This window comes from Bradyrhizobium sp. STM 3557 (assembly GCF_045571465.1).
Taxonomy (GTDB): Bacteria; Pseudomonadota; Alphaproteobacteria; order Rhizobiales; family Xanthobacteraceae; genus Bradyrhizobium.
On the sequence record NZ_CP120697.1, the window covers coordinates 4451665 to 4464677 of the forward strand.

At 63.1% G+C, this 13013-nt stretch carries 10 protein-coding genes; 3 read left to right on the forward strand and 7 right to left on the reverse strand.

What is annotated here, in order from left to right:
* The first annotated feature begins 427 nt into the window (after positions 1-427).
* Together P6U24_RS20280 and P6U24_RS20285 are read left to right on the forward strand one after the other, a co-directional pair.
* Entirely contained in the window at positions 428-2188 is a 1761-nt protein-coding gene (locus P6U24_RS20280; RefSeq protein ID WP_407154285.1) for an antitoxin Xre/MbcA/ParS toxin-binding domain-containing protein, read from the forward strand.
* Positions 2189-2461: 273 nt separating this feature from the next.
* Entirely contained in the window at positions 2462-3970 is a 1509-nt protein-coding gene (locus tag P6U24_RS20285) for a PAS domain S-box protein (RefSeq protein WP_407154286.1), read from the forward strand.
* A gap of 111 nt (positions 3971-4081) precedes the next feature.
* On the opposite strand, the gene P6U24_RS20290 is transcribed toward P6U24_RS20285, so the two are convergent.
* Positions 4082-4453, reverse strand: a complete 372-nt coding sequence (locus P6U24_RS20290; RefSeq protein ID WP_407154287.1) for a hypothetical protein — start codon at positions 4451-4453, stop codon at positions 4082-4084.
* Entirely contained in the window at positions 4450-5208 is a 759-nt protein-coding gene (locus tag P6U24_RS20295) for a hypothetical protein (RefSeq protein ID WP_407154288.1), read from the reverse strand. The genes P6U24_RS20290 and P6U24_RS20295 overlap by 4 nt, the downstream gene beginning before the upstream one ends.
* A 214-nt stretch (positions 5209-5422) precedes the next feature.
* Between P6U24_RS20295 and P6U24_RS20300 the strand changes: the two genes are divergently transcribed.
* Positions 5423-5758, forward strand: coding sequence for a hypothetical protein (locus tag P6U24_RS20300; protein WP_407154289.1), 336 nt, complete (start codon positions 5423-5425; stop codon positions 5756-5758).
* Positions 5759-6327: 569 nt separating this feature from the next.
* Here P6U24_RS20300 and P6U24_RS20305 read toward each other — a convergent pair.
* From P6U24_RS20305 to P6U24_RS20325, 5 genes are all read right to left on the reverse strand, one after another.
* Positions 6328-7884, reverse strand: a complete 1557-nt coding sequence (locus P6U24_RS20305; protein ID WP_407154290.1) for an ABC transporter substrate-binding protein — start codon at positions 7882-7884, stop codon at positions 6328-6330.
* A 304-nt stretch (positions 7885-8188) separates the two neighbouring features.
* Positions 8189-10045, reverse strand: a complete 1857-nt coding sequence (locus P6U24_RS20310; protein WP_407160532.1) for a TRAP transporter large permease subunit — start codon at positions 10043-10045, stop codon at positions 8189-8191.
* Positions 10046-10068: 23 nt separating this feature from the next.
* Positions 10069-11073, reverse strand: a complete 1005-nt coding sequence (locus P6U24_RS20315) for a TRAP transporter substrate-binding protein (protein ID WP_407160533.1) — start codon at positions 11071-11073, stop codon at positions 10069-10071.
* A gap of 76 nt (positions 11074-11149) precedes the next feature.
* Complete coding sequence (locus P6U24_RS20320; protein WP_407154291.1) at positions 11150-12160, reverse strand: transketolase family protein; 1011 nt, start codon at positions 12158-12160, stop codon at positions 11150-11152.
* Entirely contained in the window at positions 12157-13008 is an 852-nt protein-coding gene (locus P6U24_RS20325) for a transketolase (RefSeq protein WP_407154292.1), read from the reverse strand. Before P6U24_RS20325 ends, P6U24_RS20320 begins: the two co-directional genes overlap by 4 nt.
* Between the last annotated feature and the right edge of the window lie 5 nt (positions 13009-13013).

Genomic DNA, 13013 nt, shown 5'->3' on the forward strand with positions numbered 1-13013 from the left:
GCGTCCATGCTGCGGCGGTCGCATGACGGGATGCGGAGACGCCATGGCTCCGCCCGCCATCCATTGCACTTTGAAAATCTACATCGCGTGTGAGCCTGCTCACAGAACTTAGGATCGAAACAGACCGATGATGCAGCCGAGGCTCGGACCGCCTCGGTCAGCTGAGCCTCAGGCACGCACGAGCGTGGAGGCCAACATGAAATCCCGATTTTCGGCCGGCATTATCGCAGCGCCCGTTATGGTCATTGTAGCCGCTGCGGTCGCAAGCCTGTGCTCGACCACAGGCAAGTCGGTGGACCCCGGCATTGCAGAGGTTTCGAGCGCCCGCGGGGAAACCGCACCAATCGTACTCGCCCAGTACAATCCTTGCCCAAATGGCAGATGTCGACGCTGACAGACTCATTCTAATCCTTCGGGAGGAACGGTCATGAATTCGGATTTTGCGCTCTCGCTGCCACTCGATCCTCCCAACCTTGTTTGTCTCGCGCTGGGAATTGTGATTATCGCCTTTCTTTCGATGAAGAAATTCGATGAACCGACCTTCGGCGTGGACGCCGATCTCACTACGCAATTGCTGCCGAGATATCTGGCAACGCGCAAACAATATTCTCGCGCGTTGATCGGCTACATCGCCTCATTGGTCGGCATTCTCGGCCTCCTGTCATTGATAGGGCCACGCCTGCTTGACCTTTCGCCGGCCTTGGCGCCCTACAAGCCCGTTGCACCGATCGGATTTGCGCTGCTGCTGGTCGGAGCTTTAGCCAACATACCCTGGCTTCAAGACATTGAGTGGCGCATCCGACACTTCTGGCACGAGCGCGCGTACATTCCGGCTGCCGCGCGCGCCATCGCCGACACGCTGAGAGCTTCCAATTTCGAATTTTCCGCATACACACAACCGGCCATGCTGGCCTCGGCGTCCATGCGGGGAATCGAGCCAACTGACTTCCAAGCGCCGCGCGGGTCGATCGAGCACGGATGGGCGCGCCTCACCTGCCTTTCCTATGAGCTGGGACGGCGTCGCAATGCCGGAGACATCGAGGCCCTCGATGCCGACATACTGGATCGTTACGCTACCGATCTCGACAACATTGCGGCCAAGCGCCAAGCCATGGAAGCCGACATGGCGCAATATCGCCAGGAGAAGGCACGAAACCCCTACTATGACAACAATGAGCTGAACAAGGCCATCACCGGCTTGTTGCGAAACCTCTACATTCTCCTGGGCTGTGCGGTTCGCCTCAAGGCGAGTCCCACCACCGATATCAATATCGTGTTCCGGTCGTTCGGATTTGCCTTGGGTCCCTCGGCTGCTTCACCTGACCCCAATCAGGATCTGATCATCGTCGGCCTCGCGGTCATGACCGCGTCTTTGTTCATACTGACGTTCGTCGCCGTGGCCGTCGGATACATCGGCATCTGGCGACCTTCGGACAACTTCCCCAAAGATGCGGTCCAGCCGTTCATCTGGTCGCTTTCGGCTCTGCTGGTCCACGGCTGCGCCATTTTGACTGCTGATTGGACCCGCGCGAGGTTCTTGCGTAATGGGCGGTGGTTTTTGGTTGTGGGACAGGCACGTCGGCCAATTGCGGCGAATTATATTCGAGTCGCCTTCTGCTGTGCGCTGACCGGCTACGTGGCCTTGTATCTGTGGGGCGTGATCTTGCAGCCGTCGACGATCGATCTGGCGAAGGACACGGCTCCATTCGCACTGCTTCCGGCAGCCACGGGGGCGTTCTATGGCTACCACCTCGACAACGTCGAGTTGGGGCGGCGTCCCTGGAGACCATGGGAGATCGGTGCGCAGGCCCTGGTCACTGCGCTGTGCGGCCTGGTGGCGACGCTGGCTTGGCTGGCGCTCGGCGGCGCCGTGGCTGGCAACGCCGATTTCGTAGCTCTGGCTACGCTGTTCACCGCCGTGGTGGGAGCTTCGCTCGCGTGGTATCTGCCGCAAGCTGCCGCATCCCGTCGCTGCGACCCGATGGCGGAAGCTCGGAACGCGCGCATCGCGATGCTCGGAGCTGCCGCTCTGGAGCGGTTCGGGAACGCAGACCTGGCCGACCAATGGCTGGCGCGACCGCATCCCGCTCTCGACAATCGCACCCCAAGGGATGCGGCCGCCGACATCGAACTTTTCCCAAAGGTGCTTGGGCTCCTGCACCGGCCCCTTGAAGTCGTAGCAGCCTAGATAGGCGCCACTCGATGCGCCGATAAAGGGCCGCTCCAATGCGGCCATCGGGGCCGGCCCGCCACGGTCCTTCCCCGATGCTCCAGAAGCTGTTGCATACGTAGGTATAGTCTCGATCCGATAAGCTTCCGATTGATCATTTCGCCGTGTGAGGCTATCGCACGGAAGGCCAACCGTTCGCCGCTGCGGACCGGTTCCTGAGGCGCAACAGCCCGGTACCTGTCGCTGGAATGGGTCGCTTGCATCCGTGGCTCGTTGGCAACAAGGTCAGCTATGCACGATCCCGCTCAGTTACCCTCTGAGATCGTAGAGGCGATGCGCGAGAGCGAGGAGCGCTTTCGTACCCTCGTGCAATTCTCCTTCGATGTATATTGGGAAACCGACGCGCAGCATCGCTTCATCCGGCAGGAGTTCGCAAAGACCCTTGCCGAGCCTCCGGTCTCCGAGCTTGGCAAGACGCGCTGGGAGGTGCCCTACCTCGAACCTGATGAGGAGAGCTGGCGAAAGCACCGCGAGACGCTCGATGCCCATCTGCCGTTCCGCGACTTCGAGCTGGCGCGGCCGACGCCCGACGGTGGCAAGCGCTACGTGTCCGTCTCAGGCATGCCCGTTTTTGACAGGACGGGGCGCTTCGTCGGCTACCGCGGCGTCGGCCGCCACATCACCGAGCAAAAGCGCGCCGAAGAGGCGCTGCGGGAGAGCGAGGCCCGTTTCCGCACCTTCGTAGACCACGCGGCAGACATGTTCATGCTTCACAGCGAAGATGGAACCGTTCTCGACGTGAACCGAAATGCCTGCGAGAGCTTGGGGTGCAGCCGCGATGAACTGATTGGCAAGACGCCGTTCTCCTTTGATCCGGAATTGAATGCGGCGGCTTGGGAGCGTCAGCGTGACCATCTCAAGGCCGGCGGTGTTGCCACTCTGGAGCGGCGCTATCGTCGAAAGGACGGCTTCGTATTTCCCGTCGAGGTTCGCATGCGAGAGTTCCATCAAGGCGGGCGGCGGCTGATCATATCTCTCAGCCGCGACATTTCTGAACGGAAGCGCGCCACGGAGGCTCTCCGCGAGATGCAGGCGGAGCTGACGCATGCCAACCGCGCGGCAGCAATGGGACAGGTCACTGCTTCGATCGCCCACGAAGTGAGCCAGCCGATTGTGGCGATGCTCTGCAATGCAGAGGCCGCACTGAGCTGGCTCAGCTGTCAACCCTCTGATGTCGCGGAGGCGCGGCGGGCCCTCGCGTCGATCATCGCCGACGGCAATCGAGCCGGTGAGGTCATTGACTGGATCCGTGCGCTGATCAAGAAGACACCGGCCCGCAAAGAGAGCGTCGACATCAATGATGCGATCCTGAACGTCGTCACGATCGTCCGCAGCGAACTGCTCAGACATAGTATCTGTCTGCAGACAGATCTGGCCCCGGCCTTGCCGCCCCTGGAAGGCTATCGTGTCCAGCTGCAACAGCTCGTTCTCAACCTGATCCTCAACGCGGTCGAGGCGATGAGCAGCCGCGACGAGGGGCCGCGGGAGCTGCAAATCAGCACCTCCGCGCATGCCTCGGGCGGGATCCTTGTCACCGTGCGGGATAACGGTCCGGGGCTTGACCCGACAATGGTCAATCGCCTCTTCGACCCGTTCTACACCACCAAGCCTGCGGGCACAGGCATGGGCCTGGCCATCTGCAATTCAATCGTCGAGTCGCATGGAGGACAGCTTTGGGCGGCCGCGAATGAACCACGAGGTGCAGTGTTTCAGTTCACTTTGCCTCTGGAGCATGAGTGATCGCCAAGTCGTTTCTCTTTCCCGGCCGTACCTCATCGGATTGAACGTCGCCCCCTCACGCGACCAGCAGCATGGTGGCGACGACTCGCCACCATGCTGTTTTCGTCTGTCTCAGGGCAGGACGTTGGTGAAGCCGCCGCCGACGCCAATACCGTGATTGTTGGACAAGGCGCCGCTCAAGGCTGCGCCACCACCCGGACCGGCCGCTGCAGCGGATTGACCGGTCGACTGACCGATCGACGTGCCAATGCCCGCACTGAGGCTCCCCGCGGGCGTGGCAACGGCAACGCCGCTCCCCACGGAGGTATTGAAGCCATTGGCCGCCGATGCGGCTACAGCGTTGCCCAGCGTTGCAGCGCCGGTAAGCGTCGTCACGTTGCCAAGATTGGCACCGCCGCCGATGGCGAGGGTGGACCCGGCATCAGCCGGCAAAATGCTTCCGACCAGAGCGATCAACGAAACACTCATCAAGAGCTTCTTCATTGCGACGTCTCCTTCTTTTCGGTTGCCGCCACGGCCAGTGCCGGGGCTGACGATGCCGCCGTGTGAGAAGTTTCACCACTCGCTGTCGCCTTCTTCGGCGGCGAATGGTGAGCGACGCGAGCCCAGACACGGCAGCTCTGCTGGGTCACGTCGTAGTCCTTGCAAAGACGAGTCTTGCCGGTCGCCCCTTCCACCAGCCAAATGTCGCCGCCGGTGTAGGACTGCTCATCGGAAGCTTCGGGCTGCGCGTGGTGTGTGGCGACCTTCGGCGCGGCGAGATAGACAGGCGCCGGCGGCGGCAGGTACTTGACGCAAACCTCCGGCATCGCGCGGTTGATGTCGGGGTTGAGGCAGAGCCGGGCGACCGCCGCCTTCTTCAATCCGAAGCTCCACAGGGTGCGCGCATCGAGCCGCGCCGCGCAGCCGGGATCAGGAATCGTGCTACCGAAGCTGAATCCGGTGCCGACAAACGCCCCACCGCCTGACACCGACCCAAGGCACGTTTCGAGCCCAGCCGCGGCCAATCCCGGAGCGACAACGCCGGGCACGTTCCTGACCGTTTGATCGGCCGGCACGCTACTGTTGGTCGTGATTGCTGCGACGCCGACCCCCGTGCCGCCCTGCCCCGAGACCGCCTGCGCGTTCGATGTTGACTTGGCAAGGCCGACGCCCGTTCCCGTCGTCGTCGATGATTGAGCCCATGCGAGTTCGCTCGCCGCCATCGTAACGATGGCAGCCAACAACAGCTGCTTCATGTGCAGTTCTCCGCGCGCCGGTGAAATCAAAATTCACGACCGTCCGCCGACGGCAACACGAAGAAGAAAAAGCTATTCTTGCTTGCTCACGAGACGCAATGCGTCGGTGAACTCTCCAATCGATTACAATTTATCTTAAACTTTACCATGTTTCATCCGGAGGCTGTTTTCTTGGTTAACGAGCGCGCCGCGGTCACTCGCCAAGGCGATCTCGATGGCCTCGCTCTTGAAGAACAAAGGTGCGCCCGGACGTGACGCGCATGATCGTGCGATTGCCGGTGATGCTCCTCGCTTCTCTTGGCCGTTCGATGCCGGCGGGGAGCAAGCGGACGTTAGCGATCATTCGTGGAGACGAATTCGCTCCATCGATGTCGGCCCCGGCTCGCAAGGTCACTTCGCCAGCGCGGCACGCGCTTGGCCCGTCGCCGACTTCGTTTCTTCCTTCACCACAGGCGACGATCTGCAGCGCATCTCGCAACGCGAGTTGCGCACCTTGCAAGCTTGCCTATTTCGGGCGCCGCAGCCCTGGAGACCTCAACCACTCGCTTAGATGCGAGGTTGTCTCGGCTTCGCGCGCTCTGCGCAGAAGCTCGCTTCGCGCGATCCCCGGCGGCATGCCTTTGGCTTGCTGCCTGAGCTGCCGCGCTTCTGCAGCGAGGCGAGCTTCGAGTGAGGTGGTCTGCTTAAAGCGATGACGCTTGGACATACGCTACTCCAACCGTTCGAAAGGGCGGGAGCGCTACTGGCGTTCTCATCACCGATAGATGCCGCGAGCCGTGCGGTGATGCCATATCCTGCAGCAGACAGGAGCGCGGCGGCGTATCGTATGATACGGCGGCCGTCAATACGCGGTCCGGCAGTCCGACTGCTTGGCTTCCGCTTGAGACTTCCCGAACGTTTATGATCGCTCCTGAGGTTTGCGTCGTCTGCAACCTGAGAACGGATCGACCCACTTGCACGCGAAGAAGCAAGATTCTCAAGGCCCGACACTCCAGTGGAAAGCTGGCGTGTCGGGAATGGTCCATCGGCTTTGCAGGGGATCACCTGGCGCGAGCTGCCGGCCAAGACAGCCGGCAGCTCTGCGAGGACTGGTTTATCCAGTCCGCCGGTGAAGGCAGATCATTCCAGCTCGATCGCCTGATAAGTGCCGGTCTCGTCGAGCGTGGTGCCCCAGATCTTGTGCGAAGCCTGGTGCTCGGCGCGTCCGAACGAGAGCTGGCTACCGAGGCCGAGATCGATGTTGCGCATCGATTCCAGCGTATCGACCAGCCGTTCGGTGTCGAGCGGAGTGGTCTGCTTCAGGGCCTGGATCAGGATCGTCGCCGAGATGTAGCCCTCGAGCGAGGTGTAGTCCGGCGCTTCGCCGGGGAAGTACTTGGCAAGCGCATTCTTGTAGTCGAGCACGAGGCTCGAATAGCCCGCGACCGAGGGGACGCCCTGTGTAACGATGACGCCCTCGGTGTATTTCGTGCCGAGCAGCTTCAGCTCGGTGGCCAGCGACGTGGAGCCGACGGCCGAGATGTTGGCGTAGATCAAGCCCGGGACCGCATCGTGGGTCTTTTCGATGAATTTCGCGGCGGCACGATCGGTCGCGATCATGATCACGGCCTTGATCGGCGGCTTGGTTTGCGCTTTCAGCTGGCTGACGGCGCCGTCGACATCCAGCGTGCCGCGCGGGAAACCATAGCGGATGATCGGATCGTTGATGCCGAGCGAGCGGAACGCCTTGGCGACGCCGTTGGCGCCATCGTCGCCATACGCGTCGTTCTGGGCGAAAACGGCGATCTGCTTCGCCGGGATCCGCCGGACTTTCATCAGGTAGCGCACGATGGCGGCGGTCTCTTCCGCGTAGCTGGCGCGATAGTTGAACACGTAACGGTCGGGCGGATCATGGCGGACGACGGCCGAGCCGCTATAAGGCGCGAAGAACAGCGCGCGGCGCTCCAGCGCATAAGGGATCGCGACCGCGTTGTTGGCCGTGCCCATGTTGCCGATAAAGCCGAACACCTGATCCTTTTCGTAGAGCTGCGTCATCGCAGCAAGCGTCCGGGTGGGATCGTAGGCGTCATCAGCGGCAATCAATCGCAGCATGCGACCGTTGATGCCACCGGCGTCGTTGGCGCGGTTGAACGCCGTCTCGATGCCGAGCTTCATCTGGCGCGCCGGCTCTCTGCGGACGCCAGAGAAGGGGATGACGGTGCCGAAACGGATCTCGGTGTCGGTGACGCCGTGCGGAAGCGGAGCCGGCAGGTTGGCCGTGGGCTGCGTTGCCGCCGCCGCGCTCGAGGGCGCCAGTGTATAGGGGATGGTCGGAGCCGCCGATTGCTGCTGACCGAGCGAGCGCTCGAGATCCGCCAATTGGCGCTCCGCGGTCTGGCAGTTCACCTGCGAGTTCACCATCCGGCTGCGGCCGTCGGCGACATAGCTGTTGAAGCTGCGGGTGAGCAGATCGCGCTCTCCGTTGTTCGACGAAGCCTGGCGGATCACCTCGCCGAACTGATCGACGATGGTTTGGACGCGGCCCTGGGCGATGTTCTGGCAGGTCGAGGCCTGACCGACGATCGGGCCGACGCGGGAGGCAAGATCGCGAACGACATCGGAGGGAGCGGCAAGAGCGGCACCCGCAGGCATCACGAAACAGGTTCCAAGGAGGAGCACAGACCAGCGAACGGTCATTGGAGTTATCCGTTTTCTTCTGAATGGTTGGCCATATTCACCCCGCCATTCGGACAGCTTTCGGATTAAGGACGCGTTTCGTAAACACCGAAACTCCTCCATACCGCCGCCTTTTTTGCTGAGAAGTACCGCGTTAACGATCCTCTCCTCGCTGTTTTCGCGCTTGGGTTGAGCTCCCCTGCGCTTCGTCCTTCATAGAGTCCGGCTCGTCGCGGACGATGCGCCCTGGCGCAACCGCATCAAGGCGCGCCATATGCTGCGCTGCGGGATAACGGCTGAGACGGACCGCGGCTTCCTTACGACCTCATAGGAAGCCGATCGATATCCAGGGGATTGCGGCCACGATGAGCGTGCCGATCACGAGGGCGATCATGTAGCCGAGGATCGGCTTCATGCCCTCGTCCGGGTTGATCCGGCTGATCGCGCAGGCGGCGTAGTAGCCGACGCCGAACGGCGGCGCGAACAGTCCGATGCCCATCGCCAGCACGACGACCATGGCGTAGTGAACCTCATGAACACCGACCTGCCGCGCGATCGGGAACAGCAGCGGCCCGAACAGGACGATGGCCGGAATGCCTTCCAACACGCTGCCCAGGATCACGAACGCGATGATCGTGACGGCAAGAAACGCCGGCACTCCGCCTGGAAGCGAGGTCATGAGCCTGGCGAGCGAAGCCGAGAAGCCGGACTGCGTCAGCGCCCAGGCCATGCCGGTCGCCGCGCCGATGATGAGCAGGATGGCTCCGGACAGTGATGCGGTCTCGACCAGCATCGGATAGATCCGCCGCCAGTCGAACTGACGATAGATCAGCAGACCAACGACGACCGAGTACAGGATACCGATGGTCGACACTTCGGTGGCTGTGGCGACGCCCTCCACCACCGCGGCGCGGATCACGAACGGCAAGGCGATGGCGGGGACCGCCACGACAAACGCACGGCCGATCTCCCGCCTGCCCGCTCGCTTGACGTGCGACAGGTCCTCGCGCCGGTAGCGCCACCAGACCACCGCGGCGAGCATGATCGCAAGCACCACGCCTGGCAGAAGCCCGCCCGTGAACAGCGCCGCGATCGATACGCCGGTGACGGAGCCGATCGTGATCAGCACCAGCGAAGGCGGAATGGTTTCGGTCTGCGCGCCGGTCGCCGCCAGCAACGCGACGAGATCGCCGGGCTTGGCGCCGCGTCGCTGCATCTCGGGGAACAGCACCGGCGCGACCGCCGCCATGTCCGCCGCCTTGGACCCGGAAATGCCGGACACCAGGTACATCGCACCGACCAGCACATAATGCAGCCCGCCGCGGACATGGCCCAGCAAACTCGCCAGGAATCCGACCATCGCGCGCGCCATGCCGGTCATTTCGATCAGCAGGCCCAGAAACACGAAGAGCGGCACCGCGAGCAGGATCAGATGGCTCATTCCCTCGTCCATGCGGCCGATCATCACGACGTCGGGCGTGCTTGTCGTCAGCGAGAGATAGCCGACCGTGGCAAGGCCGAAGGCGAACGCGATCGGCACCGCCGCAAAGACCATGGCGCCGACAACGAAGACGAAGAAGATCAGCAGGTTCAGATTGCCGAGCGGCCTGAGCAGCGGCGCGGCCAGCACGAAGGCGCCGATCACGGCCGCGACGACGGCCAGCGACGCCAGCAGGCTGCGCAGGCTTGCGATGCGGACGAGCCGAAAAACAGCGGAGATCAGCATCAGGCCGATGCCGACGGGCAGCGCCGCGGCGCGCCAGGAGTTGACGATCTCCAGCGCAGGTGTGGTGACATAGGCCTCGTCGGCGGCGAACTCATAGGCCGGCCGGATCACGAGCAGCAGGAATGCGAGCGCGGTCGCTGCCGCCACGACATCCAGGAACGCACGAACATCCGCACGAAGCACGCCGATGATCGCGGTCATCCGCATGTGCTCGCCGCGCTGGAATGCGATCACCGAGCCGAGCATGGCGAGCCACAGGAACAGGATGCCGGCAAGCTCGTCCGACCAGACCAGCGGCGAACGGAAGACATAGCGGCCGATGATCCCCGCCGACAGCACCGCGATCTCCGCCAGCACCAGCACGGCTGCCGGGATCGCAACCGTCTGGCCGAGCACCTTGTTGGCGATCACGATCCAGCCGCGCGCGTCGGGCCGGGCGGCGACGCGGACGGCCATGCTTGGCGTGCGCGTGAGGCCGCTCATGACAGCTGGCCCGCGACTTTCTCGAGCCGGCCCCACGCCTCCTCGCCGAACTTCGCCTTCCAATCCGCATAGAAGCTTGTCTTCGCGAGTGCGCGGCGGAATGCCGCCCGATCGACATCGACGAATTTGAGCCCCTTTGCCATCAGGTCGGTCCGCAACGTCTGGCTGAGCCTTGCGATATCGGCGCGCTGGTCGTCCGCCGAGCGGTCAAGCTCACGTGTGACGATCTCCTGCACATCATGCGGCAGACGTTCGAACGCGCGTTTGTTGCCCAGAATCCAGTAGGCGTCCCAGACATGGCCGGTCATGCTGCAGGAACTCTGCACCTCGTACAGGCGCGCGGTCGCGATGATCGGCAGCGGATTTTCCTGACCGTCGACCACCTTGGTCTGCAGTGCCGAATAGACCTCGTTGAAGTTGATCGGAGCCGGGCCGGCATCCAGCGCCTTGAACAGCGAGGTCAGGATCGGCGCCGGCGGCACCCGGATCTTGAAGTTCTTCAGATCGTCGGGGCTTCGGATCTCGCGTCCCGACGAGGTGATATGACGAAAGCCGTTGTCCCATGGCTTGGACATCGTCATGACCGGGGTCTTCGCGACCTGAGCACGAATATAACCGCCGAGCTCGCCATCCATCGCCTTCCAGACCGCGTCGTAATCGGCGAAGGCAAAGCCGGTATTCACGATGCCTGCGCTCGGCACCAACGTGGCCAGGATCGAGGACGACTGATTGAAGAACTCGACGCCGCCGTTGCGGACCTGGCTCAAGAGCTCGGTGTCGGAGCCGAGCTGATTGGCGGGAAACAGCGTGATCTCCAGCCGGCCACCCGTAGCCTCACGAATGCGATTGATCGCCTCCTGAGCTCGGATGTTGACCGGATGCGTCGGGTCCTGCCCGGTGGCGAATTTGTAGGTGAACTCTGCCGCCGAAGCACGGTGCGTGAGGATGCCGCATAATGGAATAGCGGCTGCCGCCTTGACGAGGGATCGGCGGCTGATCATGCCGGTGTTGCGCGTAGACACGAATTCCTCCCTATGTTGTTTGTTACGCGAGAACTGTCGCGGCGCGCGCAGCGCGCTAGAGCCATTGCTTGATCTGCCTTGCGACTTCCGTGGTCGAGATGCCGTAGCGGTCATGCAGCGTCGGCAGCGCGCCTGCATCGAGGAACTCATCCGGCAACGCGATCTGCCGGAATGCCGGATGAACACCCGAGCGCATCAAGAGACCCGCGATCGCCTCGCCCAGTCCGCCGACAATCGTGTGGTTCTCGGCCACCACGACCAGCCGCCCGGGCTTGGCGGCCTCCGACAGAATGGTCTCGTTGTCGAGCGGCTTGATGGTTGGGACATGCAGCACGGCTGCATCGACGCGATCGCCTGCGAGCACCTGGGCCGCTTCAAGCGCGCGCATGGTCATGAGCCCGGAGGAAATGATCAGGACGTCCTTGCCGTCGCGGATCATCTTGGCCTTGCCGACGTCGAACCTGTAGCCGTACTCGTCGAGCACGACCGGCACCTGGCCGCGCAGCAGCCGCATATAGACCGGTCCCTTGTAAGCCGCGATGGCCGGCACCACCTGCGCGATCTCATGCGCATCGCAGGGGTCGATCACCGTCATGTTCGGCATGGCGCGGAGCAGCGCGAGATCTTCCGTCGCCTGATGGCTCGGTCCGTAGCCGGATGTGAGGCCCGGTAATGCGCAGACGATCTTCACATTGCGGTCTTCCTCCGCGATCGTCTGGTGGATGAAATCGTAGGCTCGGCGAGAGGCGAACACGGCGTAGGTGGTCGCGAATGGCGTGAACCCTTCGGCCGCAAGCCCCGAGGCCGCGCCGAACAGAAGCTGCTCTGCCATTCCCATCTGGTAGTAGCGCTCAGGGAATTCCTTCGCGAAGATATGCAAATCGGTGTACTTGCCGAGGTCCGCCGTCATGCCGATCACGTCGGCGCGGCTGCGGGCGAGTTCGACCAGGGCATGGCCGAACGGGGCCGCCTTGGTCCTTTGCCCTTCCGCCGCAATCGATGCGATCATCGCCGACGTGGTCAGGCGCGGCTTGCCTGGCTGTGCTGCTGTCTTGATGGATGTCATGACGGCCTCCGGGCGTCGAGCGCGGCGAGCGCGAGCTGCCATTCGTGCGCTTCGACGCGGATGAAGTGGTTCTTCTCACGCTGCTCGAGGAACGGAACGCCCTTGCCCATCAGCGTGTCGGCGATGATGATGCGCGGCTTCGGCTCGGGGTGGGACTTGGCGACATCGAACGCCGCCACCACGGCATCGAGATCGTTGCCGTCGACGCGCTGGCTGAACCAGCCGAACGCATTCAATTTGTCGACGAGCGGCTCGAAGGCCATGACCTGCGTCGACGGACCGTCCGCCTGCTGGTTGTTGACGTCGACGATGGCGATCAGATTGTCGAGCTTGTAGTGAGCGGCCGACTGGATGGCCTCCCATACCGAGCCTTCGTCGAGCTCGCCGTCGGAGAACAGTGTGTAGACGCGGGCGCTGGAGCGCTTGCGCTTCAATCCGAGTCCCATGCCGACGGCGATGCTCAGGCCAAGCCCAAGCGAGCCGCCGGACATCTCCATGCCCGGCGTGTAGGCGGCCATGCCGGACATCGGAAGCCGGCTCCCGTCGCTGCCATAGGTCTCGAGCTCGGCTTCCGGAATGATCCCGGCCTCGATGAGGGCCGCGTAGAGCGCGATCGCATAATGGCCGTTGGAGAGCAGAAAGCGGTCGCGGTCTTCCCAGGCGGGATCCTCGGGCCGGTAGCGCATCGCGTGGAAATAGGCGACTGCGAGCACGTCGGCGATATCGAGCGCCTGTGCGATGTAGCCCTGGCCCTGAACCTCGCCCATGCGCAAGGCGTGGCGGCGAACGTTATGGGCGCGCTGGGCTAGCGACGGCGCGTTGGCAAGCGTTGGTGCGGGCTGCGTCATCAGGT

What these genes read in the sequence shown, in the direction of transcription:
- P6U24_RS20280 (WP_407154285.1), top strand. Translation starts at nt 428, where the DNA reads ATGAATTCGGATTTTGCGCTCTCGCTGCCACTCGATCCTCCCAACCTT.
- P6U24_RS20285 (WP_407154286.1), top strand. Translation starts at nt 2,462, where the DNA reads ATGCACGATCCCGCTCAGTTACCCTCTGAGATCGTAGAGGCGATGCGC.
- P6U24_RS20290 (WP_407154287.1), bottom strand. Translation starts at nt 4,453, where the DNA reads ATGAAGAAGCTCTTGATGAGTGTTTCGTTGATCGCTCTGGTCGGAAGC.
- P6U24_RS20295 (WP_407154288.1), bottom strand. Translation starts at nt 5,208, where the DNA reads ATGAAGCAGCTGTTGTTGGCTGCCATCGTTACGATGGCGGCGAGCGAA.
- P6U24_RS20300 (WP_407154289.1), top strand. Translation starts at nt 5,423, where the DNA reads ATGGCCTCGCTCTTGAAGAACAAAGGTGCGCCCGGACGTGACGCGCAT.
- P6U24_RS20305 (WP_407154290.1), bottom strand. Translation starts at nt 7,884, where the DNA reads ATGACCGTTCGCTGGTCTGTGCTCCTCCTTGGAACCTGTTTCGTGATG.
- P6U24_RS20310 (WP_407160532.1), bottom strand. Translation starts at nt 10,045, where the DNA reads ATGGCCGTCCGCGTCGCCGCCCGGCCCGACGCGCGCGGCTGGATCGTG.
- P6U24_RS20315 (WP_407160533.1), bottom strand. Translation starts at nt 11,073, where the DNA reads ATGATCAGCCGCCGATCCCTCGTCAAGGCGGCAGCCGCTATTCCATTA.
- P6U24_RS20320 (WP_407154291.1), bottom strand. Translation starts at nt 12,160, where the DNA reads ATGACATCCATCAAGACAGCAGCACAGCCAGGCAAGCCGCGCCTGACC.
- P6U24_RS20325 (WP_407154292.1), bottom strand. Translation starts at nt 13,008, where the DNA reads ATGACGCAGCCCGCACCAACGCTTGCCAACGCGCCGTCGCTAGCCCAG.